This window comes from Nocardia callitridis, assembly GCF_039543305.1.
Classification (GTDB): domain Bacteria; phylum Actinomycetota; class Actinomycetes; order Mycobacteriales; family Mycobacteriaceae; genus Nocardia; species Nocardia callitridis.
Genome location: NZ_BAABJM010000003.1, coordinates 270,055 through 296,556, shown reverse-complemented (window position 1 = coordinate 296,556; position 26,502 = coordinate 270,055). Strand labels below are relative to the sequence as shown.

Below are 26,502 nucleotides of genomic sequence, written 5' to 3'. Positions count from 1 at the left end.
GACCGCCGACCATTCGGGGGGACCGACACCAGATGGCATCCCCCGAAACGCGTGCCGCCACGGCCGCCGTCACCGACGTGATCACTCCCGCCGCGCGTGCGTCCACCCGGCACGACCTGCGCTGGTGGCTGCGCTACAGCGCCGACTTCCTGCGCAGCCAGGAAGGACACGCGGCGCTGCTCGGCTTCGTCGGCGCGCTCATGATCACCTTCGGCGGCTTCGGCGCCGGCGCCGTGCGCAAGCGCGACCCGTTGCTCGAGGCGATGCACCTGTCGTGGCTGCGCTTCGGTCACGGCTACGCGCTGTCGATGATCTTCGTGTGGATCGGCGTGCTGCTGATGATCACCGCGTGGGTTCGCCTCGGTCGCACCACGATCGGGCTCGGTAAGCATCCCGGCGCCGGGGTGACCCTCAACGAACTGCGCGGCATCGTCGGGATCTGGGTATTCCCGCTGCTGTTCGCGGTGCCGATGTTCAGTCGCGACGTCTACTCCTATCTCGCGCAAGGCGCGCTGCTGCGCGACGGCTTCGACCCGTACAAGGTCGGCCCCGTCACCAACCCGGGCGTGCTGCTGGACAACGTGAGCACCGTCTGGACCACCACCACCGCGCCCTACGGACCGGCCTTCCTGCTGCTCGGGCGCGGGATCACCGCCATCACCGGCGACAATGTCATCGCGGGCACCATCGCCATGCGACTGGTGATGCTGCCCGGCCTCGCACTCATGCTCTGGGCGGTGCCCTATCTGACCAAGCACCTCGGCGGTAAGCCGACGGTCGCACTGTGGTTGGCGGTGCTCAACCCGCTGGTGCTGATCCACCTGATCGGCGGCGTACACAACGAGCTGCTGATGGTCGGGCTCATGTGCGCGGGCATCGCGCTGGTCCTCGAACGCCACCACGCGCTCGGCATCGTCGCCGTCGCCGTCGGCGTGGCCATCAAGGCCACCGCGGGTATCGCGCTGCCGTTCCTGGTGTGGATCTGGATGCTGCACGAACGCGAGCGCAGGGCCGCGCAGCGCGCAGGGCGCGATCCGACGAACCTACCGAAGGATCAGCAACCCACCGACGCGGCCCGACCCACCATGGATATGCCGCATCCGACGCTGATGTTCGCGAAGATCGCCGGACTCGGACTGAGTGTGTTCGCCGCGGTATTCGTGATCGCCTCGGCCGTCGCCGGGGTCGGAATCGGCTGGCTCACCGCCCTATCGGGATCGAACAAGATCATCAACTGGCTGTCGCTGCCGACCATGATGGCGCACGTCGTCACCTGGATCAGCCCGCTGCGGTTGGAGCCGGTCCTCGACGTCACCCGGTTGCTCTGCGAAGTAACGATGGTCGCCGTACTCGCCGCGACGTGGTGGAAATTCCGCCACAACGAACGCGAAGCGGTACTCGGCATCGTCATCGCGTTCGTGGCGATCGTCATCCTCTCCCCCGCCGCCCTGCCGTGGTACTACTCGTGGCCGCTCGCGCTCGCGGCCGGGTTCGCCTTGTCCACCACGACATTGATGCTGCTGGTCGGCGTCTGCACCTGGCTGATGCTGGTCTTCCAACCCGACGGGTCGATCGGCCTGTACAACGTCTGGCACGTCGCCGCCGCCACCTTCGCCGCGGTGGTCGCCGCGATGTCGTTGCGCAAGGTCGACCCGTTGCGCCTACGCGCGACGCCGCCCACGGAGGAACGCGCCACCGCACCGAAAAGCGGCCGCCGCACGGCGGACGAGGCGGACAGGGAAACGGGGGCCGTCGACCTCGATTCACCCCGCACCAACACGGCTGTCGAGGATCCAGACACCACGTCGGTGAACACTCGATCCACCGATCCGACACCCACCGGTGCGCACGCCGATTCGACGGGCACCGAGAACGCCCCCGGCGGCGAAATCGCCGGGACGTCCGACACCACGACGGCCGCACCGATCCAGCCATGAACACCGGCGCGACGACGAGCGCCGAGCTCGCGGTCGCCTACCGCGAGTGCCGACAGATCGCCGCCACCCACGGACGCACCTATTTCCTGGCCACCCGCCTGCTCGCGGCCGAACACCGCCCCGCCGTACACGCGCTCTACGCCTTCGCCAGGACCGTGGACGACCTCGTCGACCACGCCACCACCCACGACTCGATCGCCGAACTCGACCGCATCGACAAACAGTTGCACGCGGCGCTCGAACCGTGCGCACGGGACGGGATCGAACCGGACGCCAGGTCATCGGTGCTGCTCGCCGTCGCCGACACCATTCGCCGCTACGACATCGCGCTCGAGCACTTCCACACCTTCCTGCATTCCATGCGCATGGACGTGCCGGGAACCGTCGAGTTCCGAAACCGCTACGCCACGATGGGCGAACTGCGCGAATACATGCGCGGATCGGCCGCCGCCATCGGCCTGCAACTGCTGCCCGTCCTCGGCACCGTGGTCCCGGTCCTCGAAGCGCAACCGGCGGCCGCCGAACTCGGAGAAGCGTTCCAGCTCACCAACTTTCTGCGCGATGTCGCCGAAGACCTCGACCGAGACCGTATCTACCTGCCGGCCGACGAGCTTGCCGCGTTCGGGGTCGATGCGGCGCTGCTAGGCCATTGCCGACGTACCGCCGCGACCGACCCTCGGGTGCGGAACATGTTGCGGCACCTGATCGCTGTCAATAGGGACGGGTATCGGCGGGCATTGCCCGGCATCGAGCTGCTCACTCCTCGCGTTCGACCCGCCATTCACACCGCCGCCGCGCTGTACGCGGACATCCTGTCGCGTATCGAAGCGGCGGATTACCAGATTTTCGCCACCCGCGCGGTAGTCCCCGGATTTCACCGAATCCGCACCGCCGTCACGCAATTCGCCGCGCCTCGACGCTAGGGGTCGACAAAAGAGCAGAGTGGGACTCGGTTCGGCCCCGCGAGGTCCTGTCGATCTCGGCGCTGCGGCGCATCGGCGATCCTTCCGGCCGCGCCGCACGGTCGTCGGGACGTCCAGGGCCGGTGCCAGGTGGTTTCTCCTGCGCGCTTCCTGGTGATCGTGTGGGTGCGCGCCAGGAAGGCGCCGCGGTGACTTGTTCTCGGTACGGCGAGAATGTGACGCGGCCGGCGCAGCGGCCGCACCCGAAGGCTCAGAACGGGTCGGCGGCGGCTCGGCGGATCACCTCACGGGCGAGGGGGCCGTGCAGGGCGTCAACCGGCCTGCCCGGCAGGGTGTCGTCTTCGGTGAAGATCCATCGCAGGATCTCCTCGTTGGTGTACTTCGCGTCGCGCATGACCGTGATCAGGCCGGGGAGGAACCGCACGACCGCGTCCTCCTTGTCGAAGAAGCGTTCGGGGACGACGGCGACGCCGTCCCTGCGCACCGCGATGAGCTGGTAGTCACGCAGCATCTGATGGACGCGGGTCACCACGACACCGAGTCGGTCGGCCACCTCGGGCAGTGGCAATACCGGCACCGACTCGTCCAGGACATCATCGCTGTAGGGGAATGCGCTCACCCGGATAACGGTAGACGGTCGCCCACAGCACGTCGTGAGACACCCGGGGCTGATCGGTCGATACCATCGTGGGGGCCGCACCGAGCGGCCGTCGCTTGTCGCGCCCGCGGGAGGTGAATAATTTTGTGAAAGCCGGAGGACACCACTTGATCGGCCAGATGCTGGAAGGGCGCTATCGGATCGATGCGCCGATCGCACGCGGCGGAATGTCGATGGTTTTCCGCGGCGTCGACACCCGCCTGGACCGACCGGTCGCCATCAAGGTGATGGACCCCAAGTTCGCGGGCGACCCCCAATTCCTGTCCCGCTTCGAATTCGAGGCGCGGGCCGTCGCCAAGCTCAAGCACTCCTCGCTGGTCGCCGTCTACGACCAGGGCATCGACGGTGAATACCCGTTCCTGATCATGGAACTCGTCGAAGGCGGCACGCTGCGCGAACTGCTGCGTGAGCGCGGGCCGATGCCACCGCACGCGGTGCGCGCGGTCGCCGAGCCGGTACTCGCCGCGATCGGCGTCGCACACGCGGGCGGCCTGGTACATCGCGACATCAAGCCGGAGAACGTGCTCATCTCCGACAGCGGCGAAGTGAAGATCGCCGACTTCGGCCTGGTCCGTGCGGTCGCCGCCGCCAACACCACCTCCGCGAGCGTCATCCTCGGCACCGCCGCCTACCTCTCCCCCGAGCAGGTCACCAGCGGTACCGCCGACGCGCGCAGCGACGTCTACTCCTTCGGTGTGCTGATCTACGAATTGCTCACCGGATCGGTGCCCTTCACCGGCGACACCTCACTGTCGGTGGCGTATCAACGCATCGAGAACGACGTCCCGAGCCCGAGCGAATCGATCAACGGGGTGCCGCCGGAATTCGACGAACTCGTCGCCAAGGCCACCGCACGCGAACCAGCACATCGCTACGCCGACGCCAACGCCATGGTCGCCGCGCTCCGCGAGATCGCCGCGGAGCTACGCCTACCGCCCTACCGGGTGCCCGCACCCCAGGAGTCGGCCGAGCATCACAGCGCCGCCATCCCCGCGGTACCGCCAGCACCAAGCCCGTCCCCTTTCGGTCAGCAGCCGCCGCCCCGGCAGCCAGCACCCGCGCCGCCGACCGTGCAACACACCAAGGTCGTCACGGCGCCTCGGCCTCGACCCGATTACCCGGCGCCCGACTACGGCGACTACGGCCGACCCGGCCATCAGCAACCGCTGCAGCACGCGGCGGCCTCGGCATATCGGGCCGACGACACCGGCAACACCCGTTCGCGCCGCGTGGTGTGGCTGTGGGTGGCGCTCATCGTCATCCTGACGCTCGTTGTCGGGATCGGCGGCTGGTGGCTGGGTGTCGGCCGCTACTCCCCCGTACCGTCCATCGCGGGCAAGGACGCCGAGGCCGCCGTAGCGGTGCTCGCCGCCGCCGGATTCGACACCACGATCCGGCAGAAGACCTCCGACACCATTCCGGTGGGCGGGGTGGTCGGGAGCGACCCCTCGGCCGGTGCGCGAGTCACCAAGGGGTCGACGGTGGCGGTGCTCGTCTCCAGCGGAAAACCCGCCGTCCCTGACGTCTCGGCAGGCAACAACCTCGCGGACGTCAACCAGCTCATCCGCGATCAGGGCCTGGTCCCCGTGGACAGCGGCAAGGCACCAAGCACCGCACCCGAAGGCACCCTGGCGAAGGTCGAACCGAGCCCCGGCACACCGCTGCCGCTCGGCGCGCAGGTGAAGGTCTTCTCCAGCAAGGGATCTCACCCGGTGCGCCTGCCGGACGTGCGCGGACGCGACGCCACCGAGGCGGAGAGAATCCTCATCGACGCCGGGGTCGATGTCCGCGAGCACCAAAGCCGGTTCGACCGCAACGTCAAGCTCGACAAGGTCATCGGCACCACCCCCGGCGCGGGCGCCACCGTGCAATCCGGCGACGGCGTCGTGCTGCTCGTCTCCAACGCGCTGGAGATGCCGAGCCTGCTCAGCACCAAGGTCGGCGATGCGCGCAGCCGCCTGGAGGGCATGGGATTGCAGGTTCAGGTCAGCCAGCTCACCCGCTCGGATTCCTCACTCGTGGTCTCGCAGACCCCGTCGATCGGATCGAATGTGGAGCCGGGCAGCACCGTCTCCCTGGTCGCTCTCCCCTGACCGTTAGCGCAGGGGCCGCGACCGTTAGCGCAGTGGCCGCGACCATTCGCGCGCGATTCGGTAGGCGGCGGTCCGGGGAAGACGAGAACTGAACGCAGCCCCGCACGCGCGGCAGCGGCGGCGGTCAGTCGTGCGTGATTGGACTGTGGTGCGCCAGTGGTGACCAGCACGTCGGCGCCTTCGGCGCGGTGGCTGTGACCGTTCACGCAGTAGCTGCGGGCCGCCCCGTATTCGCTCGGCATCGAGGTGCCATCGCGTACCCGGCGCGGCGACATCGTCACAGACCGGAACGCCCGCGACGGGCGCCGCAGGTGGCCGAAACCGCGGTCCCGCAGGAGATCTCATGCCCGCGACGAGCTACCTTCGCTGGGCGGACACCGCACCGCCGCCGGCGGCACGTGTTTGTGTCACCGTCCCCTCGTGCACGAAGCCGAGGGGACGGTCGCGCGGCGGCCTGTCTCAGCGCAGCATTCCTGTCTCAGCGCAGCATTTCCGCCACGAGGAACGACAACTCCAGCGACTGCTGGGTATTCAGCCGCGGGTCGCATGCCGTCTCGTAGCGCCCCGACAGGTCGAGATCGGAGATGTCCTGTGCGCCACCGAGGCATTCGGTGACGTCCTCGCCGGTGAGCTCGATGTGCAGGCCGCCGGGGTGGGTGCCCAGCGCGTGGTGCACCTCGAAGAAGCCCTGCACCTCGTCGACGATGCGGTCGAAATGCCTGGTCTTGAAGCCGGTCGAGGCCTCGTGGGTGTTGCCGTGCATCGGGTCGCACTGCCAGATCACCTGGTGACCGGTCGCCTGCACCTTCTCGATGATCGCCGGCAATACGTCGCGCACCTTGCCGTTGCCCATCCGCGACACCAACGTCAACCGGCCCGGCTCGTTGTTCGGGTCGAGCCGCTCCACGTACTCGACGGCCTGTTCCGGCGTCGTGGTCGGCCCGATCTTCAACCCGATCGGGTTCGAGATCAGCTCGGCCAACGCGATGTGCGCACCGTCCAACTGGCGGGTGCGCTCACCGATCCACAGGAAATGCGCGGACAGGTCGTAGAGCACCGGCTCGCCCGCCGCGTTCTGGCTCAGCCGCAGCATGGCCCGCTCGTAGTCGAGTACCAGCGCCTCGTGGCTGGCGTAGATCCGTGCCGATTCCAGGCTCGGATCGTTCACCCGGCACGCCTTCATGAAGGCCAGACCGCGGTCGATCTCCTCGGCCAACGCCTCGTACCTGGCGCCCGCGGGCGACTGCGCGACGAAGTCGCGGTTCCAGTCGTGCACCTTGTGCAGGTCGGCCATGCCCGCGCCGGTCAGCGCGCGCACCAGATTCATCGCCGCGCTGGCATTGGCGTAGGCACGCACCAGCCGCGACGGATCGTGTTCGCGCAGTGCGGCATCCGCGACCAGGGAGTTCACCATGTCACCGCGGTAGGACCGCAGGCCGAGCGCGTCGGTGTCGGCCGAGCGCGGCTTGGCGTACTGCCCCGCGATCCTGGCGACCTTCACCACCGGCAGGCTCGCGCCGTAGGTCAGCACCACCGCCATTTGCAGCAGGGTGCGGATATTGCCTCGGATGTGTGGCTCGGTGTTGTCGGCGAAGGTCTCCGCGCAGTCGCCGCCCTGCAACAGGAATGCCTCCCCGCGCGCGACCTCGGCCAGCTGCGTGCGCAGCTCCTCCACCTCGGCGGGCATGCAGATCGGCGGCACGCTCTCCAGCACGGTGCGCATGTCGGCGGCCTGCTGCTCATCCCAGGAGGGCTGCTGCAAGGCGGGTCGCGCCAGCGCGTCGTCGAGCCGCCTCCGCAGTTCGACCGGCAGCGGTGGCAGCTCGGGCAAGCGATCGATCGGTACATCGACGGTCCAGTTCACCCACCCAGAATACGGACGACGCGTGCGGCCCGGTCACCCGGTCGCCGAGCCGAACAACGCACACCGCGACAAGGCGACGTGTCATGGAGTACCCCTTGCCTGCGAGTCCGCGTGCTGGGCGGCATAGGGTTGGTGGGCAAGGCGGCCAGCCAACTCATCGAGGGGAAACCGATCTCGCTGCGATATTTCTACGACACCGAGTTCGTCGAAGACGGCGTCACCATCGATCTCGTCTCCATCGGCGTGGTCTGTGAGGACGGACGGGAGTACTACGCGGTCTCCACCGAGTTCGATCCCGACCGCGCGGGCCCCTGGGTGCGCAAGCACGTGCTACCGCAACTGCCTGCTCCCGCGTCCCCGCTGTGGCGCAGCCGCGCGCGCATCCGCGACGACCTCTACAAGTTCCTGCTCCCACGCCCCACCGTGCAACCGGAGCTGTGGGCCTGGGTCGCCGCCTACGACCATGTCGCGCTGTGCCAGCTGTGGGGTTCGATGACCGAACTGCCCACCACCATGCCCCGCTACACCAACGAGCTGCGTCAGCACTGGGAGGCGCACGGCCGCCCCGATCTGCCGCCGGTCCCCGCGGACGCGCACGACGCGCTCGCCGACGCCCGCCACAACCTGGCCAAATTCGAGGCCATCGAGGTCGCCAGGCGCGCGGCGAAGTAGCTACCTCGCTCGAGCACGGCACGGGCAGCGCTCGGCTCGAACGCGAACGGTCTGCGGCGGCAGTACTTTCCTCGAGCGAACCGACCTCTTTCCGCACACCCGCGAACAAACTCGACGGTGTCGCCACCGAACTCAACGCCTCGACTACGCAAAAACGCTCGGCTGGGATACCCCAGCCGAGCGTTTTGCTCAGCTACTGGCTGCCTGACACGACCACCAGTGTCGCGACGGCCCCTGGAACCCGATGAATCGACTCGGGGCCTTCGATGTTCGCAACGGCAACCGGCTCAGTGACTGCCGTTTCCGTTGTGCCCGTTGCCCTTTTCCTGCTCCTTGCGCAGGACGGCGAGCTGCCGGTGCTCCTCGGCCTCTTCGATCTCGAAGTGCTGCTCGCTCTCCTGCCACGGGTCGGCGCGCAGGAAGCTACCGGTGCCTGGCTTACCGGCCGAACCGAGCTTGCTCATCTTCTTCGGGACCGGAGCGCCCTGGTACTCCAGCGGGATCGGGTGGCCGTGGTCGTCGACCGGGCCGAGCGGCTGGTGCACCTCGATGTACTCGCCGTGCGGCAGGCGCTTGATCACACCGGTCTCGATACCGTGCTCGAGCACCGCGCGGTCGCTGCGTTGCAGGCCGAGGCAGAACCGGTAGGCGACGAAGTAGGCGATCGGCGGCGCCAGCAGCAGGCCGATTCGACCGATCCAGGTGGTCGCGTTCAACGAGATATCGAACTTCAGCGCGATGATGTCGTTGACGCACGAGAGCGTGAGCACCAGGTAGAACGCGATGGCCATCGCGCCGATCGCGGTACGCACCGGCACGTCGCGGGGACGCTGCAGCAGGTTGTGGTGCTGCCCGGAGTCCCCGGTCAACCGCTTCTCGATCCACGGGTACATCACCAGCACCATGAAGACCAAGCCCATGATGAGCGCGACCCAGAACGCGGCGGGCACCGTATAGCGACCCAGATACAGCTCCCACGGCGGCATCAACCTGGCCATGCCGTCGGTCCACATCATGTAGAAGTCCGGCTGCGAACCAGCAGACACCTGCGAGGGGTTGTAGGGACCGAGGTTCCAGATCGGGTTGATCTGGAACACGCCGCTCATGATGCCGACGATGCCGAGGGTGAAGGCGAAGAACGCGCCCTGGTCGGCGGCGAACACCGGGATGATGCGCGCGCCGACGACATTCTTCTCGGTGCGGCCCGGCCCGGGGAACTGCGTGTGCTTCTGGTACCAGACCAACGCGACGTGCGCGGCGATCAGCGCGAGGATGATGCCGGGGAACAGCAGCACATGCGCGATGTAGAGGCGCGGGATGATGATCGTGCCGGGGAAGTCCCCGCCGAAGATCAGCCAATGCATCCACGTGCCGACGATCGGCACGCTCATCGTGATACCGCCGAACGCGGCGCGCAGGCCGGTACCCGAGAGCAGGTCGTCGGGCAGCGAGTACCCGAAGAAGCCCTCGAACATGGCCAGGATCAGCAGCAGCGAGCCGATCACCCAGTTGGCCTCACGCGGCTTGCGGAACGCACCGGTGAAGAAGATGCGCAGCAGGTGCACGATGATCGAGGCGGCGAAAAGCAGTGCGGCCCAGTGGTGTACCTGGCGGACGAACAGGCCGCCGCGCACCTCGAAGGAGATGTTCAGCGCGGTCTCGTAGGCCCGCGACATGGTGACACCACGCAACGGCTGGTAGGAGCCGTTGTAGACGACCTCGGTCATCGACGGGTCGAAGAACAGGGTCAGATACACGCCCGACAGCAGCAGAATGATGAAGGCATACAGCGCGATCTCACCGAGCAGAAACGACCAGTGGGTCGGGAAGACCTTGTTGATCGACCGCTTCATGAAGGCGGCGGCGCGGTAGCGCTCGTCCGCCTCGTTGGCTTGGGCTGCCACAGAAGGGCTCATGAGCGACGCTCCCAGTAGGCGGGTCCGAGCGCCTCGATGAAGTCGCCGTTGGCGACGAGGTAACCCTCGGAGTTGACGGTAATCGGCAGCTGCGGCAGCGCGCGTGCGGCGGGACCGAAGATCGGCTTACCCCACTCGGTCGCCAAGAACTGCGACTGGTGGCACGGGCACAGAATCCGGTTGGTCTGCGCCTCGAACAACGAGGTGGGGCAACCGAGGTGGGTGCAGATCTTCGAGTAGGCGAAGTAATCGCCGTAGTTGAAGCTCTCCTGACCCTTGCGCTTGATCGCGTGCTGCGCGTCTTCGGTGCGCAGCCGGATCAGCATGACAGCGTTGCGGATACCGCGCAGCGAATGCAGGGTGGCTTCCTCGTCGTCGCGCCACTTCTCTTTCCACGGGAACACCGTCTCCATGGCGCCGGTGTCCAGGTCCTCGGGACGGACGAGCACGATGTCTTCCGGACGGCCGGTGTCGCGGCGAATGTAGATGGTCTCGCCCTCGAAGTCGGGAGTCCAGCCGGACACCGCGAGCGGCGACTTGTCGCCCTTGGCCCACGGGTTCTTGATCAGGCCGCCGACGAACACCAGGAGCGCGCCGACACCGAGCACGCCGACACCGGCGCCCGCGGTGCGGGTGATCATCTTGCGCCGGGCCAGGGTGGAGGTGTCGAGCGCGTCGGACAGCTCGGCGACCAGGGTGCGCCGCTCGACCTCGTCCGAGGGACCGTCGTGGCGTTCCTGGATGGACAGTTCCGCGGGGATGAACAGCTTGCGGATCAACACCACCGCGACACCGATCACCAGCACCGAGACACCGAAGGTGATGCCGATCAGCGGGGTGAACAGCGAGTACGCGCCGTGGCCCGCTTCGCCGTTGCCCTTGAATTCCCAAGGCCAGAACAGGAATACGCCGACCAACGCGATGGCGGCGATACCGGAAACCGCGAACCAGAAGCTCACCGCGCGTTCGGCACGCTTCTCGGCGCGGGTGCCTTCGATCGGGAACCGCTCACGCCGGTAGGCGACGTCGACGCCGTCGCGGTTGGTGCCGATCTCGACGAGTTCGTCGCGCGACATCGCGTCGAGCTGTTCCTCGGTGTACTCGGCGGGAGTGTGGCTCACCGATTTCTCGTTCGACAACTCGACGCTGCCCGCGGGGGACTCGCCCCCATCCGGCCGACCCATGTCGTCTCGCTCCTTGTCCGTCATGACCTGTGTCCTTTCGACATGACCGGGGCCTCCGGGCGCATCCCTGCCATGCGGTGTCCTTTCGGCATACCCGGGACGCCGGCACCGCGCACCTCGGTCATGACCGGGATCCGATCCAAATCGCCGCGCCGACGACGAGCGTGATGCCGACAACCCAGATGACCAGTGCCTCGGTGGCGGGACCGAACCCACCGAGATCCCAGCCGCCGGGGGCCTTCTCTTCGCTCGAGTTCTTCACGTAGGCGACGATGTCGCGCTTCTCTTCCGGGCTGAGCTGCCGGTCGGAGAACCTCGGCATATTCTGCGGGCCGGTCTGCATCGCCGCGTAGATCTGGGCTTCGCTGGCGGGTTCCAGTGGCGGCGCGAACTTGCCGGACGAGAGCGCTCCGCCGCGTCCGGTGAAGTTGTGGCAGGACGCGCAGTTCATCCGGAACAGCTCGGAGCCGCGGGCGATATCGGCGCCACGCAGCGACTCCTGGGCCACCTCACCGTTCGCGTCACGCACGACGGTGGGGCCGCCACCGTTGGCCGCGACGTAGGCGCTGAGCGCGTCGGTCTGGTGTGCGTCGAACTTCTCCGGTTTGCGCTGCGCCTGAGCTTCGTTGCGCGCCATCGGCATCCGACCGGAGGACACCTGGAAGTAGACGGCGGCCTCGCCGACGCCGATGAGGCTCGGGCCGCGATCCTGCACACCTTGCAGGTTGGCACCGTGGCAGGTGATGCACGAACTGTCGAACAGCTGCTGTCCCTCGCGGATCAGTGCCGATGTGTCCTCGTTGGCGGTGGCGCGCTGCGGCTCCGGTGTCAGTGCCGTCGCCAGCATGCCCGCGCCGACGAGGCCCACCAGCAGCGCGAGCCCGCCCGCGATGCGTCGGCGAATACGGCGCTGCCTGCGCGTCTTGCTGGCCTGGCCGTCGCCGAGGCCTCGGGGGCTGTTGGGGCCCTCGGCTTCTGGCGCTGATGGGGGAGATGAACTCATCCGTTGTCCCTTTGAAGTAGACGGAACCGACTGGTATGCGAGGCTGTGGGCTGGCCTCAGCGGACGAAGTAGATCGTGGCGAACAAACCGATCCACACGATGTCGACGAAGTGCCAGTAGTAGGAGACGACGATCGCCGCGGTGGCCTGCGCGGGGGTGAATTTGCTGACCTTGGTGCGCAGCAACAGGAACACGAACGCGATCAGACCGGCGATGACGTGCATACCGTGGAAGCCGGTGGTGATGTAGAAGACCGACCCGTAGGAGCTACCCGCGATCGTGGTGCCCTCATGGGCCAGGTTGTAGTACTCATACGCCTGACCGGCTACGAAGATCGCGCCCATAATCAGTGTGATGACGTACCAGCGGCGCAGGCCGAACACGTCGCCACGCTCGGCGGAGAACACACCCATCTGGCAGGTGAACGACGAGAGGATCAACACGGTCGTCACCGGGATCGCCAGCTTGAGGTTCAGCTCTGTCGGCTCCGGCGGCCAGCCGTTGTCCCCGGCTTGCGCGCGCGCGACGAAATACATCGCGAAGAGTCCGGCGAAGAACATCAGCTCGCTCGACAGCCAGATGATGGTACCGACGCTCACCATGTTTGGCCGATTCAGCGAGTGCACTCGCTGGGTTATGGCCGTTCCTGGAGTACCTACTGCGGTCGTCACGGGGGTAAGTATGACTCGTCGTAGTACGACAGAGCTATCCGGGGGCGTGTGTCTTGGAAAACACTGAGAAAGTTGCTGGTGATCGGGTGTGGATGCGGTGGACCCCCCGCGCGTGTGGTGCGAAATCCGACTCCGCGCAAGATCGAAGACAACGATGCGTTCGACCACGAGACACGGAGTTGATGTTGACAGCACGACGGTGGAGTTGGTTGCCGAGGTTCGGGCGAGGAAAACCGGCGTCGTTGGACGCGGCCCGCACGGATCTGGTGGTGGTGGCCGAGGGATTCGACGACGCGGAGGCGTGTTCGACGGTGCTCGACCGAGCGAGCGCTCTGGTGCGCGACGCTCCCGTCGTGTTGCGCCACCATCTTCGGATTCCGGCCGACCAGATCGAGTCGGTCTGCGCGCTCGCCGCGCAAGATGGTTACGAACGCGCACAGCGCGTCGCCGACATCGGTAACCCGGACGGACGCGCGAACACGGACCCGACCGCCGAGGACGGCATCGCCGCCCGCAACAGCGGATCGAGCAATGTCGATCCGCGCGAGGTCGATCCGCGCGAGGTCGATCCGCGCGAGGTCGATCCGCGCGAGTCGGACGCCATCACGACAAAGAACGCGGACACCGACACGACGCGAACAGCGGGGCTCGAACCGTTGATCCTGCGACGCGTGCAAATCCTCGACGCGCTGCACTGCTCGCAGGAACGCTCGCGCATGGCCGGTCTCGCCCAGCGCCACGACGGCACGGTCGACGGCTGGGACGCGCTGCAACCACGCACCGACCCAAAAACGGTCGCGCACTAGGCTCTGCGCGACGAGACTTGCTCTTCACGACAGGAACGGTCCGCGAGCCGGACAAGAGAAACGGACGAGACATGAGCGTGCGCAGCTGGCCCCAGGTCCTGGGAAACCTTGCCGAAGGCATGGACCTTGCCGCGGCGGACACGGCGTGGGCGATGGACGAGATCATGTCCGACAACGCCACCTCCGCGCAGATCGCCGCGTTCGGTATCGCCATCAAGATCAAGGGCCCGACCCCCACCGAGCTCGCGGGCCTGGTGACGGGCATGCTCCAGCACGCGAAATTGGTGCGCATCGACGGCGATGCCGTCGATATCGTCGGCACCGGTGGTGACCGCTCCGGTTCGGTGAACATTTCCACCATGTCCTCGGTGGTGGTCGCCGCGGCGGGTGTGCCGGTGGTCAAGCACGGCAACCGCGCGGCCTCGTCCAAGAGCGGCGGCGCCGATGTGCTGGAGGCACTCGGGGTGCGCTTGGCGCTCGGTCCGGAATCGGTGGCCAGATGCGTGCGCGAGGTGGGGATCGGTTTCTGTTTCGCGCCGGTGTTTCATCCCGCGCTGCGTTTCGCGGGCGCGGCGCGCAGGGAGTTGGGCATTCCCACCGTCTTCAATGTGCTCGGCCCACTGACCAATCCCGCGCAACCGCGCGCGGGCCTGATCGGCTGCGCCTTCTCCGACCTGCTTCCGGTGATCGCCGGGGTGTTCGCCGAACGCGGCGGCAGTGCCTTCGTGGTGCGCGGCAACGACGGCCTCGACGAGATCACCACCTGCGACACCACCGAAGCCTGGTTGGTCTCCGGCGGCGAGCAGCGCAGGACCACCATCGATCCGACCAGGCTCGGCATTCCGCGCACCGAACCGGATGCCCTGCGCGGCGGCGACGCCGAGGTGAATGCGGCCGTGGCGCGCGCGGTGTTCGCCGGTGAGCGCGGCGCCGTCCGTGACGCGGTGCTGCTGAATTCGGCGGCCGCGATCACGGCCTACGACTGGTCGCTGACCGGCGGCGATGTCACCGCAGATCCGCACGACGCGCTCGCGGCGGGCATCGCACGCGCGGCCGCCGCGATCGACGAGGGTGCTGCCGAGAATCTGCTGGCACGCTGGTCGAAGCTGACGACAACGCTCGGCGACGACTGAATCTCGTGTGCTTCGCGCGCCCGCGACACCGCCCGACTCGGCGCGCAGGGCATGCCCAACCCGTCTGCGACGGCACTGATGGTGGTGCTGGTCCCGGCGAGAAAGCCGCCTGGCACCGGAGGCTGTCCGGCGCCGCCGCCGACCTGGTCGGTCCGCCGGGCCGACAAGCGATCGGGACCGGCCGACGCGGGTGCGGTTGTCGCTACTCCCCCAACGAGAATCCCGCCTCCACCTCGGCGCTCGAATACGACTTGAACGCGATGTGGGTGGTGGTGCGTGCGACGCCGGGGGTCTTGTCGATACGCCCGGTGACCACCTCGGCGATCTGTTCGTGGTCGCGCACCCGCACGATCGCGATCAGGTCGACGTCGCCCGCGCAGGAGTACACCTCGGTGACGCCCTCGGTGTCGGCAACGGCCTGTGCGGTCTCGGGGATGCGGCCGTTGTCGGCGTGGATCAGCACGATCGCGGTAATCATGCCGTCAGCCTAGGTCAGCCCGAGTGCTGCAAGTATTCGTCTTCGGCGTACCGGGCGTGTGCCGCCGCGTCGGCTCGTTCGGCCCACGCCAGCCAGCGGGCCGCCCCGTGACAGGGCTCGTGATAGCCCTCGCTCGTGCGCACGATGCGCACACCCGGCCTGGCCAACCACCGCGCGATCACCGCCACTTCCTCGGGGGAGGCACCCCGCAACGGCGGCACATCACCTACCACCGGCTCTCCCACTCCCGCTCTTCCCGCTCTTCCCGCTCTTCCCGCTCTTCCCGCTCTTCCCGCTCCTCCCGCTCCTCCCGCTCCTCCCGCTCCCACTGCTCCCACTGCTCCTGCTCCTCCCTCTCCCACTGCGCCCGCTTTTCCTGCCCCTCCCGCTCCCACTGCTCCCACTGCTCCCACTGCTCCCACTGCTCCCACTGCTCCCGCTGCTCCTGCTCCTCCCTCTCCCACTGCTCCCGCTCTTCCCTCTCCCACTGCTCCTGCTCTTCCTGATCCAGTTTCCGATCGATTTCGTCCAACTGGTCGAGCCGTTGCTGCCGCTTGATCCACATGTGCAGCCAGGTGTTCCACATCTGTCGCTCCATTCACCGCATTGTTCGTCGAAGTCTCCACCTCAGCGCGCGCCGCAACAGCCGAGGTCCCGCCAACGGGCACCTCGGCAGCGAGTCCTCCTACTGGAATCACGGTCTCAGCGGCGGCGACGAGCTGTTCTACGACGGGCATCGGGGGTATGCCGCGTACCGCGACGCCAGCGGAAGCCAAGCGGCCGTAGCGAATCACCGCGAATTCCCAGCCGCCAGCGCCGTCGGGGTGTGCGGCGACCAATTCGGCGATACGTGCGATCGCGGCGAGTCGTTGGCTGCGGTGCAGTGCGCGAACCACGGCCCGAGCGCGGTCACGCAACCGTGCGGCGGCCTCGAAATGTTCCGCGCGCGCCGAGGCGTCGATGCGGTCGAGCACGGTGCGCAGCGTCGCGTCCGATCGTCCGCTGAACAGGTCGCGGACCAGTGCGGGCGCCGAGGCGTAGGTCTGCGCATCGGTCGATTCCGTTGCCGCGGCGGGGCACCCACCCACCGGGACCGGCGGGCATTCATGGCGTCCGGTGCGTGCCAGTCGGGTCGTACAGGTGCGCAACCCGGTGTATTCGGCGACGAAAGCACCGATCTCGGCGGCATCGTTGCGAGAATTGAAGGGGCCGAGGGCGTCCCGGTTCGGCGTACGGACGACAGCGAATCGGGGAAACGGTTCGGCGGTAAGGGTGAGCCACCAGGAGCGCTGGGGAAATTTCGACCGCCGGTTGTACGGCGGCGTGTGCGCGACGAGCAGCCGCAGCTCCCGCACCCCCGCTTCCAGCGCGTGCGCGCACACCACATGGTCGACCCGCTGGGCGAGCGCGACCATCTCCTTCATCCGTCCTCTGGTCTCCGACCCGGTGAAGTACGTGCGCACGCGGCGGCGCAGATTCACGGCGGTGCCGATGTAGAGCACTTCGTCGGAGGGACCACGAAACAGATAGACGCCGGGCAGCGCGGGCAGGTCGGCGGCGAGAAAGCGTTTGGCGCGTTGGCGCGGGGTGACGTCGGGGAGATAGTCGACGAGTTCGGTAAGACTGTGCACGCCTTGGTTTCCGACCCGCCCGATCAGCGCGTGCAGCACGTCGACGGTGGCGCGTGCGTCGTCGAGCGCACGGTGGGTGGGGCGGGTGCTCGCACCCAGGATTTGCGCGAGCATGCCCAGGCGCACCGAGGGCGCCTCGTCCTTGCCGAGCACTCGGCGCGCCAGTTTCACGGTGCAGACCACGGTCGCCGCGGGCCACGCCACCGCCGTGGCGGTGGCGGCCGCGCGCAGAAATCCCATGTCGAAGCGTGCGTTGTGCGCGACGAGGACCGCACCGGCGGCGAACTCGAGGAAAGCGGGCAGTACCTCATCGATGGGCGGCGCGTCGTAGACCATCGCGGTGGTGATTCCGGTGATCTGCACGATCTGCGGCGGGATGGCGCGGCCGGGATTCACCAGGGTGGCGAACTCGCCGAGCACTTCCCCTCCGCGCACCTTCACCGCGCCGATTTCGGTGATCGCGTCGGAATTCGGGCTGGTCCCGGTGGTTTCCAGGTCGACAACGACGAAAGTGGTGTCGTAGAGGGGCGTGTCGAGGTCATCGAAAACCAGCTGCTCGGCGACGGCCTTGCGCGACACGGGAACTGACACGGCGAGCAGCGTAGGTGCGGGGTCCGACAGAGTGCCGTGACCTGACGGGCAACCGGCATCGGGGGCACGCGCGATGGCCGCGCGGAAACATCTCGGAAACGCGTGAATTACCGAGAGGTGATTCACGCGCGGTTACCCATTGACCCCCACCGAACACATTTTGGTGACACAGGTCACCGTCATTCGTTTTGCACATCATGGATCGCGGCGACGGGAGGAGTTCGGGCGGGCGCCAAGATCATCGGGCGACCACCGGCTCCCACCCCTCCGCCACGGCCGACCGCGCGAGCCGACCGGCCGGTACGTCACGCATACCTGGCGTTATATCCGCACCACATGCCACGGGCCCCGAAAATCGCCCACGCGGACAATCCTCGGTCAGCCGCAGGAATTCATCGAATAACTTCGTTCGTTATCTACTCGTTATTGTTGCGATATATATCACACCCGGTATTTCCGAATTGTCCAGTCGCATGCCATTCCGAATACCGGCCCTTTACAAACCACCGTGATGTATTCGTAATCTCTTCGAGACCTCACGGAGTCCGGACACCGCACGGTGTCGCAGTCCCGTCCGCCGCGCACCGGGTGCGGCGCCGTGAGGCAGATTGGGAGTACCGCATCATGGCGAGCAACACCGTCAAGCGACACGCACAACGCGCTGCCGCCGCCGGCGCCGTCGGCGCTGCCACCCTCGGCGCGTTTCTCATTCCGGCCGCCCCCGCGTCGGCCCAGCCGGTGAACATCCCCGGCGTCGGAACGTTCGAGATCCCCGACGAGGTTCAGATTCCGCAGGGCATTCCCGGCATCGAGGTGCCGGGCCAGGGCCCGCTGCCCTTCGTCGCGCCGCAGAAGACGCTCGGCGATGTCGCGCTCGACGCCGCGATGAGCAAGGTCGGCGCGCCGTACGTCTACGGCGCCGCGGGCCCGAACGCCTTCGACTGCTCCGGCCTGGTCAAGTGGTCCTACGAGCAGGCGGGCATGGACCTCCCGCGCACCAGCGAGTCGCAACTCGCCGCCGGTTCCCCGGTGTCGATGGACGATCTACAGCCGGGCGACGTGGTCTCGTTCTACGGCGGCGGCCACTCCGGCCTGTACGCCGGTGACGGAAATGTGGTGCACGCGAGCACCTCGGGCACCCCCGTGCAGGTGGCGCCGATCTCCTCGATGCCGGTCGCGGGTGCGCGACGCTTCTGAGCCGGTCCGACCGAGCGGAAAAATCGCTCGAACCCGACGAATCACCGCGAAAGCCGAGCTGAGGGCACGGGACGATCCGTACTCCGGATGGTGTGCGTGATCGTTTCGTGCTCTACTGGACACCGACCGACGCCGTCCGTAATCTCACCGAGATATTCGTGGATTACCCGGAGTGCGCACGTGACAAACCCGCGTTCTTCCGGAGGTGATCGGTCACCCGGTCCAATCCGGCCGACGGTCGTCCGCGATCACGGTCGAAAGTTCGCATCATAGACAGAAACGGGGCACGGCACGCTGTGGCAGCACACCGGAGTCATCGCATGGATCGTTTCGTGCTGAACCGTCTGGTGCGCGGCGTAGTGGTGGCGGGAGTCGTCGCCACCGCCGTGTGCGGCGGATCACCCGCGGGTGCCGATCCCGAACCACTGCCCACCACCGCCAGCGACGCGGTGCAGCAGATGATCGACATGTCGCGCCAGTCCGAACAGCTCAACGAGCAGGCGCTCGGCGCACAGGCCGACCTCGAAGCGAAACTCGGCGTGCAGCACGACGCCGAAGACAAGCTCGCCGCCGCCACCGGTGTCGTCGACCGCGCCCGCGACGAGGTGCGCAAGTATCAGCCGGTGGTCGATCGCACCGCGATCGCCGCCTATCAGGGCGCGCGTACCAACCGGTTGTTCGCCGTGCTGGTCAGCGACTCACCGCAGCAGCTGCTCGACCAAATGTCCACGCTGGACGTGCTTTCGGAGCAGACCGCCGATCAGCTGAAGCTGTACAAGCAGGCCACCGATGCTGCCACCAGTGCGGAATCGGTGGCACGCGCCGCCGCCGACGCCGCGCGTTCGGCCGCCGATCAGGCCGATGCCGTACGCGCGGACGTACAACGCAAGCAGGCCGAGCTCAGCGACTCCACCGCCAAGGTGGTCGAGGCGTGGAGCGGCCTGTCGGCCACCGACCGGTCGGCGCTCGTCGGCTCGCCGTTCCCGCCCGGTTTCGACCGTGACAGCCTGTTACAGGGGCTCGTACCCGGTAGTGGCACAAGCGCGTTGGCCGCCGGACTCACCCGCGTCGGCGACCCCTACGTGTGGGGTGCGACCGGGCCGGACCAGTTCGACTGCTCGGGTCTTGTGCAATGGGCGTTCAAACAGGTCGGCAAGGACGTGCCGCGCACCAGTGAGGCGCAGTCGACCTACGGCACCCCCGTCGCCAAGGAAGACATGCAGGCGGGCGATGTGGTGTTCTTCTACTCGGAGGTCTCGCACGTCGGGATCTACGCGGGCAACGGACTCATGTTGCACGCCTCCACCTTCGGTGTTCCCGTGGGTGTGGCGCCGGTGAGTTCGACCCCGTTCCACTCGGCCAGGCGCTTCTAGCCGGCCGTGCCGGACCTCCACGAGCGACCCGAATCCCCCGCCAAGACCTCCGGCGCGCGGCGGCGTCTGCGACCCACCCGGTTCGGTGTCGTCGTCACGGTGACGGTATTGCTGGTACTCGGCCTGTGCGCGGCGCTGCTGCTGATACCGGAATCGGGCGCACCACACTCGGATTCGGCACGGTCGGCCTCGGCTGATCGCGCGGCCGCCACCGACTCACGCGTCACCGAGGTCCGCAGGACGATGGAACCGTTCGGCGAGATCCTGGCTCGCTCGGCGCTCGCCGACAACGGTCGCACCTCGCTGGTGGTCGGCCACGACGACCACAGCGCCGAAATGGACACCCTCGCCGCGGAACTTCCCGCCGCCGTGGCCGCGGTGGAGTCGGTGTGGGGCACCGAGTGGGCGCGCTCGACCCTCGTCGCGGTCGCGTCGTCACCCTCGGAGTTCGCCGCGCTACTGCATTCGCCGACGCTGCCCACCGAGGTTGCGGCCGCGTCGGTGGCCGACCCGTTCGCCCCCGGTATGCGTCCGACGGGTCAGCGCATCGTCTTCAGTCCCGACGCGGGTGATCGGCTGGACCGCGACGGCATGGTCACGCTGCTTCGTCACGAATTGACCCACATCGCCGCCCGCGCACGCACGGTCGACGGCGCGCCGATGTGGATGTTGGAGGGCTTCGCCGACTACACCGCCTACCACGATCGCCCCCGCACCTTCGGGTCCATCGCACCGACCGTCGCGTCCCATATCCGTGCCGAAGACCTGCCTACCGATCTGCCCGCGGACGCGCTGTTCACCGGCCATGATGCCGCGTTCGCCTACGAGCAGGCGTGGTCGGTGTGCGCGTATGTCGCCGCGACTTACGGCCAGCCCCGGCTGGTCGAGGCGTATCGGCGGATCGCGGGCTCGCGGCAGGACGCGGCGAGCCTGGAGACCGCACTGCGCGAGGTGCTCGGTGCCGGCCGCGACGAACTGGTCGACGGGTGGCGTGATTGGCTGGCGACACAACAGATTTGACGCCCCGGTGCGCGAGCGCCACCGCTTCCCCCGTCCGCACCGGCGCACCGGTCGCGAACCAAGTAGGTTGTTGCCCATGGCCCGAACACTGCTGGTGACCAATGATTTCCCGCCTCGGCCGGGCGGTATCCAGTCCTACCTGCAAGCACTGAGCGCGGAACTGGTGCCGGAGGATCTGGTGGTCTACGCGCCACGGTGGCGCGGTGACAGTCATGTGAAGTTCGATGCCAGGCAGAAGTTCCAGGTGGTCCGCCACCCGACGACGCTCATGCTGCCCTCGCCCGCCGTGGTGCGCAGGGCGGCGCGGTTGCTGCGTTCGGAGGACTGCGACACGGTGTGGTTCGGCGCGGCCGCACCGCTGGCATTGATGTCGCCCCTGCTGCGCAGGGCGGGCGCGCAGCGCATTCTCGCGAGCACACACGGTCATGAGGTCGGCTGGTCGATGCTGCCGGGCGCACGGCAGTCGCTGCGCGGTATCGGCGAGCACACCGATGTGGTGACCTACGTCAGCAAATACACCCGGCGCAGATTCGCCGCCGCGTTCGGCCCGAACGCGGCGCTGGAATATCTGCCGCCCGGCGTCGACACCGAGGCCTTCCGCCCCGACCAGTCCGCGCGCGCGGAGCTGCGTGCGCGCTACGGCCTCGGCGATCGGCCGACGATTCTGTGCCTGTCCCGTTTGGTGCCACGCAAGGGGCAGGACGCGCTGATCGTCGCGATGCGCGAGATCCGCGAGCGTGTCGACGGCGCGGTGCTGGTGGTGGCCGGTGGCGGCCCGTATGAGCAGAAGTTGCGCGGTTTGGCCAGTTCGCTCGGCCTCGATGACGCCGTGGTCTTCACCGGTCGGGTGCCCTCCGGTGAGTTGGCCGCACACCACACGCTCGCCGACGTGTTCGCTATGCCGTGCAGGACCAGGGGTGCGGGACTGGATGTGGAGGGCCTCGGCATCGTGTATCTGGAGGCGTCCGCATCGGGTGTTCCTGTGGTCGCCGGACGCTCGGGTGGCGCACCGGAGACGGTGATCGAGGGCAAGACCGGCGCGGTGGTCGACGGACGCTCGACGCGGGAGATCACGGACGCGCTGGTGGCGATCCTGTCCGACCGCGACAAGGCGGCCGAGATGGGCAGAGCGGGGCGCGCGTTCGTCGAGCGACAGTGGCGCTGGGACAGCCTCGGTGCCCGGCTGCGGCAGCTGCTGCGGTGATGTCGGACCCATCCATTAGGCTCGCCATTGTGCGGCAACGCAGCAAGTTCTACCCCAGCAGACTCAACCCCAGAAAAATCGACCCGAGCGATTCCAGCCCTGTCGACCTCGATCGTGGCCAGCACGTGCACGGCGAGGTCACCACCGGCGAACGAGGTCACGACGAGGTGCACCCATGAGTAGTTTCCAGATCGCGGACCAGACGTTCGTGGCCGCCTCGGGCGCCGCTGTCGCCGAAGTGCTGGCCGGGCCGAACAATTGGCGCCGTTGGTGGCCGGATCTCGACCTGGAGGTGCGGGAAGACCGGGCCGACAAGGGAATTCGCTGGACGGTCACGGGCGCGCTGACCGGAACCATGGAAGTGTGGTTGCAGCCGTCGCTGGACGGGGTGATCCTGCACTACTTCCTGCATGCCGAGCCGCGTTCCGCACTCGCTCCAGGCCGCCTCGCCGCCGCGATCAAGGCGCGCAGGCTCGCGGGCAAGAATATGTCGTTCGAAATCAAGGACCGGCTGGAGGCCGATCGTCCCGCCGGTGTCGCACCGGCCGCCGTGTCGTGAGCCGACCGGCACCGACGCTGAAAGGAAGCACCGCCCGCCATGGCCGACAAGACCCAGAGGTCGATCATCATCGAGGCCACGACGCAGCAGGTGATGTCCGTCATCGCCGACCTGGAGTCGTACCCGGAGTGGGTGTCGGCAGCGAAGTCCGTTGAGGTACTCGACAAAGACGCCGACGGCCGCGCACATACCGCGCGCTTCGTACTGGACGCGGGCGTGGTCAAGGACAGCTACACCCTGTCCTACACCTGGCGGCCGGACGCCAAAGCGGTGAGCTGGACCCTGCTCAGCGGTGAGTTGCAGAAGGGCCAGGACGGCAGCTACGAGCTGAGTGAACAGCCCGACGGCAGCACCGAGGTGGTCTATACCCTCACCGTCGACCTGAACATCCCGATGATCGGCATGTTCAAGCGCAAGGCCGAGAAGGTGATCACCGATACCGCGCTGAAGGAACTGAAGAAACGGGTCGAGGGCTGACCGCGCACCGAACCCGCGTCGAGCTTTTCCTCGGCAAGGGTGGGGTGGGTAAGACGACACTGGCGTGCGCCGACGCCGTCGCCGCCGCGCACGCGGGCAGCAAGGTCTTGATCGCGTCGGTGGATCAGGCCCATTCGTTGGGCGACGCGCTCGGCTTCCACTTCCCGCACGATCCCGGCACGATCACCGGAATCACCAGCGTATTGCCGGGACTCGACGTCATCGAGGTGGATTCGCTGGCCCTGCTAGAGGACAGGTTCCGCGAAGTGGTCACGACGTTGTCGCACGGCGCGGGTCATCGGCACGGTCTGGTCGATCGCGGCTCCGAGCACGGATTCGATATCACCGCACTGGATCCCGCCGAACTCACCGGCCTGCCCGGCGTGCAGGAACTGTTGGTGTTGGTGGAGATCGCACAGTTCGCCGCCGACGCGGACTGGGATGTGATCGTGGTGGACTGTCCACCGTCGGCCGACATGCTGCGCCTGGTCACCGCGCCGGAAACGTTGCTGCACTACCTCGACCGGGTGTGGCCGCCGCACGCGCGCGCGATGAGTGTGGCGGGCACCGACCTGCGCACCGCGGTGCTGGCCCATACCGTGGAGCGAATCGCCAAGGCGGTCGGCGAGGTTCGCGATCTGCTCGCCGATCGGCGCAGGACCGGCGCGTGTCTGGTCACCGTCGCCGAACAGGTCGCGGTCGCGGAATCGGCGCGGGTGCGTTCGGCGGCCGCGTTGCTCGGCTTGCGGCTGGACGCGGTGGTGGTGAACAAGATCTTGCCGCCGGTGCCGCCGCCGAGCAGCCGCGCGGAGGCCGAGAACCCGGCTGTGCGTTGGTATTCCGAACGCCGCGCCGAACAGCTCGAGGTGTTGGCGCAGCTGCGGGAGTCGATGTGCGGGGTGCGGGTGCTTGTCGCCGAGCACACCGGTCGGGAGCCGATCGGCCCGAGTTCGTTGGCGCGGTTGTCTTGTCACGGCGTCGCGCGGGACGAGCACGGCGCCACCGGGTCCGACGACAGTGCGAAACCCGGTGCCGGACGGTCGGACGGCGACTCGAGCGTGCGAGCCCTTATGCTTGGCGCCAACCAGACCGACGACGACCGGGAGCCACGGGATCGGGTGCACGAGGATCGGCCGGGGGATGTGCCGGATTCCGGCGCGCCCGAGGTGCGCTGGGAATCGGGCAGCGGCCTGCACTCGGTGTACACCCTGCGGATGCACCTGCCCGTCGTCGACCCGGCGACGCTGCGACTCGGGCGAGTGGAGGACGATTTGATCGTGGGAGCAGACGGCGTACGACGCCGCGTGCGCCTCGCGCCGGTGCTGCGCAGGTGCGCGGTCGAGGGCGCCGAACTCGACCGTGGCCGCCTGCTGGTGCGCTTCCGTCCCGACCCGCACAGTTGGCCCGACGCACGCGAAGGTCACGGACATGGACAGTGACGAGCGCCCGCCCTACGACGACGAGCGCGTGCCCGGTGCCGCGAGCGACGCCCCACCGGGGCCGAGTTCGGCGCACGACGGCACCGAAAACGACTACGCCCATGACCATTCGAGGCATCCACACGGCGAGGGCGACGACGCCGACCCCGGCATGGACGCGGTCGGCGAGTTCGCCGAGGAATTGAAGTTGTTGGCCGAGGCGGTGCTCGAACGGGTCGAGCCGGTGTTGCGGCGCGCGGCCGCCGACGGCGGTCCCGAATGGTCGAGTTGCCGTTGGTGCCCGGTGTGCGCCGCTGCGGCGCTGATTCGCGGCGAGCAGCACGACCTGCTCGCGGCTTTCGCCGATCACGGCACCGCGATCGTCACGGTGCTGCGCGAGGCGCTCGCTGGCGTTCCCGTCGCCCCCGTGCGCGACGAGCACGCCGAGGGCCCCACCGGTCGCCGGAAATCCGCGGCACAGGAGAAGAACGCACCGGGCGAGGGCTCGGGCACCGGCTATGCCGATATCCCGGTGACGATCAAGCCGTGACCCCCCGTGCGGCTGGCACCCGAGCGCTGACCGTCGGAATCGACGTCGGCGGCACCAACATTCGTGCCTCGGTGATCGATGACGACGGCCAGGTGCTCGACACCGTGCAGGCACCGACCCCGCATTCGGCGCGTGCGTTGGAAGACGCACTCGACCGCTCGGTTCGTGACCTCGCCCGCCGACACCCGATCAGCGCCGTTGGTCTCGCGGTGGCCGGGTTCATCAGCGCCGACCGCTCCACGGTGCGGTTCGCGCCGCATCTGCCGTGGCAGAACACCCCGGTGGCACAACGACTCACCGATCGCCTGGAACTTCCGGTCCTGCTGGAACACGACGCCAATGCCGCGATGTGGGCCGAGTACCGCTTCGGTGCGGCCGCGGGCGGACACAATGTGGTGATGGTGGCGATCGGCACCGGTATCGGTGCCGCCTTGCTCAACGACGGCACGCTGTATCGCGGCACGCACGGTGTCGCACCGGAACTCGGTCATCTCCAGGTGGTGGCGCAGGGCAGATCGTGTCCGTGCGGTAAGCGTGGCTGCCTGGAAAGATATTGCAGCGGAACCGCGCTCGCCGATACCGCGATCGAGTTGTTGGCGACCGACCCGGTGCATTCGGTGCTCGCCAAGGAGGTCGCGCTCGATCCTGGCTCGCTCACCGGGCGCCGGGTCGCCGGCGCCGCACAGGACGGCGACCCACTCGCCGTGCGGGTGATGGCGGACTTCGCGCGCTGGCTCGGCCTCGGTCTGGCGTTCGTGAGCGATATCTTCGACCCCGACCTTGTTGTCGTCGCGGGTGGGGTCAGCAGTTCGGCGGGGCTGTTTCTCGATGAGGCACGCGAGGAGTACGCCCGCACCCTCACCGGCGCGGGGCACCGTCCGCTGGCCCGCATCCGCACCACGCAACTCGGCGAGGCCGCGGGCATGATCGGCGCCGCCGACCTCGCCCGTGCCGCCGTCGCCCACCGCTGAATTCGCACATCACGATCGAAAGACGATTCTGGGCGGCGTTTCGACGCCCGCACCCGCGCGACCCCGCTGGTCGCGAGCCTGGCAGCGGCTGGCTACCGGACAGCGTTCCGGTGTCGCGGCGCGGAATTCGCGCGTGGTGTGTCGGTGGTGGCGACGTCGACATGAGAGAGTGT

The 26,502-nt window shown here is 67.9% G+C and carries 24 protein-coding genes; 16 read left to right on the top strand and 8 right to left on the bottom strand.

Annotated elements, in window-relative coordinates; translation table 11 throughout:
- Nucleotides 1-32: 32 nt before the first annotated feature.
- Both ABEA50_RS19035 and ABEA50_RS19030 read left to right on the top strand, forming a co-directional pair.
- Nucleotides 33-1,937 carry an alpha-(1->6)-mannopyranosyltransferase A gene (locus tag ABEA50_RS19035; protein WP_345496899.1) on the top strand — a complete coding sequence of 635 codons (1,905 nt, stop codon included), beginning with the start codon at nt 33-35 and terminating at the stop codon, nt 1,935-1,937.
- A complete protein-coding gene (locus ABEA50_RS19030; protein ID WP_345496898.1) occupies nt 1,934-2,860 on the top strand; it encodes a phytoene/squalene synthase family protein in 927 nt (308 codons plus the stop codon). Before ABEA50_RS19035 ends, ABEA50_RS19030 begins: the two co-directional genes overlap by 4 nt.
- Before the next feature lie 250 nt (nt 2,861-3,110).
- Here ABEA50_RS19030 and ABEA50_RS19025 read toward each other — a convergent pair whose 3' ends face one another.
- Nucleotides 3,111-3,479 carry an Rv2175c family DNA-binding protein gene (locus tag ABEA50_RS19025; protein ID WP_345496897.1) on the bottom strand — a complete coding sequence of 123 codons (369 nt, stop codon included), beginning with the start codon at nt 3,477-3,479 and terminating at the stop codon, nt 3,111-3,113.
- A 158-nt stretch (nt 3,480-3,637) separates the two neighbouring features.
- Between ABEA50_RS19025 and pknB the strand changes: the two genes are divergently transcribed.
- Nucleotides 3,638-5,611, top strand: coding sequence for a Stk1 family PASTA domain-containing Ser/Thr kinase (gene pknB / locus ABEA50_RS19020; protein WP_345497149.1), 1,974 nt, complete (start codon nt 3,638-3,640; stop codon nt 5,609-5,611).
- A 478-nt stretch (nt 5,612-6,089) separates the two neighbouring features.
- Here pknB and ABEA50_RS19015 read toward each other — a convergent pair whose 3' ends face one another.
- Entirely contained in the window at nt 6,090-7,475 is a 1,386-nt protein-coding gene (locus ABEA50_RS19015) for a class II 3-deoxy-7-phosphoheptulonate synthase (RefSeq protein WP_345496896.1), read from the bottom strand.
- A 177-nt stretch (nt 7,476-7,652) separates the two neighbouring features.
- Between ABEA50_RS19015 and ABEA50_RS19010 the strand changes: the two genes are divergently transcribed.
- On the top strand, nt 7,653-8,147 hold the full coding sequence (locus ABEA50_RS19010) for a polyadenylate-specific 3'-exoribonuclease AS (RefSeq protein WP_345497148.1): 495 nt from the start codon (nt 7,653-7,655) through the stop codon (nt 8,145-8,147).
- A gap of 287 nt (nt 8,148-8,434) precedes the next feature.
- Here ABEA50_RS19010 and qcrB read toward each other — a convergent pair whose 3' ends face one another.
- From qcrB to ctaE, 4 genes are all read right to left on the bottom strand, one after another.
- Nucleotides 8,435-10,063, bottom strand: coding sequence for a cytochrome bc1 complex cytochrome b subunit (gene qcrB, locus ABEA50_RS19005; RefSeq protein WP_345496895.1), 1,629 nt, complete (start codon nt 10,061-10,063; stop codon nt 8,435-8,437).
- On the bottom strand, nt 10,060-11,247 hold the full coding sequence (gene qcrA / locus ABEA50_RS19000) for a cytochrome bc1 complex Rieske iron-sulfur subunit (protein ID WP_425577672.1): 1,188 nt from the start codon (nt 11,245-11,247) through the stop codon (nt 10,060-10,062). Before qcrA ends, qcrB begins: the two co-directional genes overlap by 4 nt.
- 121 nt (nt 11,248-11,368) lie before the next feature.
- On the bottom strand, nt 11,369-12,250 hold the full coding sequence (qcrC, locus tag ABEA50_RS18995) for a cytochrome bc1 complex diheme cytochrome c subunit (RefSeq protein ID WP_345496893.1): 882 nt from the start codon (nt 12,248-12,250) through the stop codon (nt 11,369-11,371).
- A 56-nt stretch (nt 12,251-12,306) separates the two neighbouring features.
- The gene (ctaE, locus tag ABEA50_RS18990) at nt 12,307-12,921 is read right to left on the bottom strand and encodes an aa3-type cytochrome oxidase subunit III (protein ID WP_345496892.1); all 615 of its coding nucleotides are present in this window, start codon (nt 12,919-12,921) and stop codon (nt 12,307-12,309) included.
- A gap of 185 nt (nt 12,922-13,106) precedes the next feature.
- On the opposite strand from ctaE, the gene ABEA50_RS18985 reads away from it, so the two are divergent.
- Complete coding sequence (locus ABEA50_RS18985) at nt 13,107-13,727, top strand: hypothetical protein (protein ID WP_345496891.1); 621 nt, start codon at nt 13,107-13,109, stop codon at nt 13,725-13,727.
- 71 nt (nt 13,728-13,798) lie between these two features.
- A complete protein-coding gene (gene trpD, locus ABEA50_RS18980) occupies nt 13,799-14,860 on the top strand; it encodes an anthranilate phosphoribosyltransferase (protein WP_345496890.1) in 1,062 nt (353 codons plus the stop codon).
- Between the two features lie 202 nt (nt 14,861-15,062).
- Here trpD and ABEA50_RS18975 read toward each other — a convergent pair whose 3' ends face one another.
- Together ABEA50_RS18975 and ABEA50_RS18970 are read right to left on the bottom strand one after the other, a co-directional pair.
- Nucleotides 15,063-15,338 (bottom strand): Lrp/AsnC family transcriptional regulator, encoded by a 276-nt coding sequence (locus ABEA50_RS18975; RefSeq protein WP_345496889.1) that lies wholly within the window; start codon nt 15,336-15,338, stop codon nt 15,063-15,065.
- 14 nt (nt 15,339-15,352) lie between these two features.
- A complete protein-coding gene (locus tag ABEA50_RS18970) occupies nt 15,353-17,560 on the bottom strand; it encodes a DEDD exonuclease domain-containing protein (RefSeq protein ID WP_425577661.1) in 2,208 nt (735 codons plus the stop codon).
- A gap of 624 nt (nt 17,561-18,184) precedes the next feature.
- On the opposite strand from ABEA50_RS18970, the gene ABEA50_RS18965 reads away from it, so the two are divergent.
- From ABEA50_RS18965 to ABEA50_RS18920, 10 genes are all read left to right on the top strand, one after another.
- On the top strand, nt 18,185-18,757 hold the full coding sequence (locus tag ABEA50_RS18965) for a C40 family peptidase (RefSeq protein ID WP_345496888.1): 573 nt from the start codon (nt 18,185-18,187) through the stop codon (nt 18,755-18,757).
- Nucleotides 18,758-19,077: 320 nt separating this feature from the next.
- Nucleotides 19,078-20,130 (top strand): NlpC/P60 family protein, encoded by a 1,053-nt coding sequence (locus tag ABEA50_RS18960; RefSeq protein WP_345496887.1) that lies wholly within the window; start codon nt 19,078-19,080, stop codon nt 20,128-20,130.
- Nucleotides 20,131-20,136: 6 nt separating this feature from the next.
- Nucleotides 20,137-21,150, top strand: a complete 1,014-nt coding sequence (locus tag ABEA50_RS18955; protein ID WP_345496886.1) for a hypothetical protein — start codon at nt 20,137-20,139, stop codon at nt 21,148-21,150.
- Between the two features lie 76 nt (nt 21,151-21,226).
- Nucleotides 21,227-22,354, top strand: coding sequence for a glycosyltransferase family 4 protein (locus ABEA50_RS18950; protein ID WP_345496885.1), 1,128 nt, complete (start codon nt 21,227-21,229; stop codon nt 22,352-22,354).
- A gap of 29 nt (nt 22,355-22,383) precedes the next feature.
- Entirely contained in the window at nt 22,384-22,533 is a 150-nt protein-coding gene (locus ABEA50_RS18945) for a hypothetical protein (RefSeq protein ID WP_345496884.1), read from the top strand.
- Nucleotides 22,530-22,913 (top strand): polyketide cyclase / dehydrase and lipid transport, encoded by a 384-nt coding sequence (locus tag ABEA50_RS18940; RefSeq protein ID WP_345496883.1) that lies wholly within the window; start codon nt 22,530-22,532, stop codon nt 22,911-22,913. The genes ABEA50_RS18945 and ABEA50_RS18940 overlap by 4 nt, the downstream gene beginning before the upstream one ends.
- Nucleotides 22,914-22,952: 39 nt before the next feature.
- Entirely contained in the window at nt 22,953-23,390 is a 438-nt protein-coding gene (locus tag ABEA50_RS18935) for an SRPBCC family protein (protein ID WP_345496882.1), read from the top strand.
- Nucleotides 23,387-24,829, top strand: coding sequence for an ArsA family ATPase (locus tag ABEA50_RS18930; RefSeq protein WP_345497146.1), 1,443 nt, complete (start codon nt 23,387-23,389; stop codon nt 24,827-24,829). The genes ABEA50_RS18935 and ABEA50_RS18930 overlap by 4 nt, the downstream gene beginning before the upstream one ends.
- A complete protein-coding gene (locus tag ABEA50_RS18925; protein ID WP_345496881.1) occupies nt 24,819-25,358 on the top strand; it encodes a hypothetical protein in 540 nt (179 codons plus the stop codon). Before ABEA50_RS18930 ends, ABEA50_RS18925 begins: the two co-directional genes overlap by 11 nt.
- Entirely contained in the window at nt 25,355-26,329 is a 975-nt protein-coding gene (locus ABEA50_RS18920) for an ROK family protein (protein ID WP_345496880.1), read from the top strand. The genes ABEA50_RS18925 and ABEA50_RS18920 overlap by 4 nt, the downstream gene beginning before the upstream one ends.
- Nucleotides 26,330-26,502 lie beyond the last annotated feature (173 nt).

What these genes read in the sequence shown, in the direction of transcription:
- ABEA50_RS19035 (WP_345496899.1), top strand. Translation starts at nt 33, where the DNA reads ATGGCATCCCCCGAAACGCGTGCCGCCACGGCCGCCGTCACCGACGTG.
- ABEA50_RS19030 (WP_345496898.1), top strand. Translation starts at nt 1,934, where the DNA reads ATGAACACCGGCGCGACGACGAGCGCCGAGCTCGCGGTCGCCTACCGC.
- pknB (WP_345497149.1), top strand. Translation starts at nt 3,638, where the DNA reads ATGCTGGAAGGGCGCTATCGGATCGATGCGCCGATCGCACGCGGCGGA.
- qcrB (WP_345496895.1), bottom strand. Translation starts at nt 10,063, where the DNA reads ATGAGCCCTTCTGTGGCAGCCCAAGCCAACGAGGCGGACGAGCGCTAC.
- qcrA (WP_425577672.1), bottom strand. Translation starts at nt 11,247, where the DNA reads ATGGGTCGGCCGGATGGGGGCGAGTCCCCCGCGGGCAGCGTCGAGTTG.
- qcrC (WP_345496893.1), bottom strand. Translation starts at nt 12,250, where the DNA reads ATGAGTTCATCTCCCCCATCAGCGCCAGAAGCCGAGGGCCCCAACAGC.
- trpD (WP_345496890.1), top strand. Translation starts at nt 13,799, where the DNA reads ATGAGCGTGCGCAGCTGGCCCCAGGTCCTGGGAAACCTTGCCGAAGGC.
- ABEA50_RS18975 (WP_345496889.1), bottom strand. Translation starts at nt 15,338, where the DNA reads ATGATTACCGCGATCGTGCTGATCCACGCCGACAACGGCCGCATCCCC.
- ABEA50_RS18965 (WP_345496888.1), top strand. Translation starts at nt 18,185, where the DNA reads ATGGCGAGCAACACCGTCAAGCGACACGCACAACGCGCTGCCGCCGCC.
- ABEA50_RS18960 (WP_345496887.1), top strand. Translation starts at nt 19,078, where the DNA reads ATGGATCGTTTCGTGCTGAACCGTCTGGTGCGCGGCGTAGTGGTGGCG.
- ABEA50_RS18950 (WP_345496885.1), top strand. Translation starts at nt 21,227, where the DNA reads ATGGCCCGAACACTGCTGGTGACCAATGATTTCCCGCCTCGGCCGGGC.
- ABEA50_RS18940 (WP_345496883.1), top strand. Translation starts at nt 22,530, where the DNA reads ATGAGTAGTTTCCAGATCGCGGACCAGACGTTCGTGGCCGCCTCGGGC.
- ABEA50_RS18935 (WP_345496882.1), top strand. Translation starts at nt 22,953, where the DNA reads ATGGCCGACAAGACCCAGAGGTCGATCATCATCGAGGCCACGACGCAG.
- ABEA50_RS18925 (WP_345496881.1), top strand. Translation starts at nt 24,819, where the DNA reads ATGGACAGTGACGAGCGCCCGCCCTACGACGACGAGCGCGTGCCCGGT.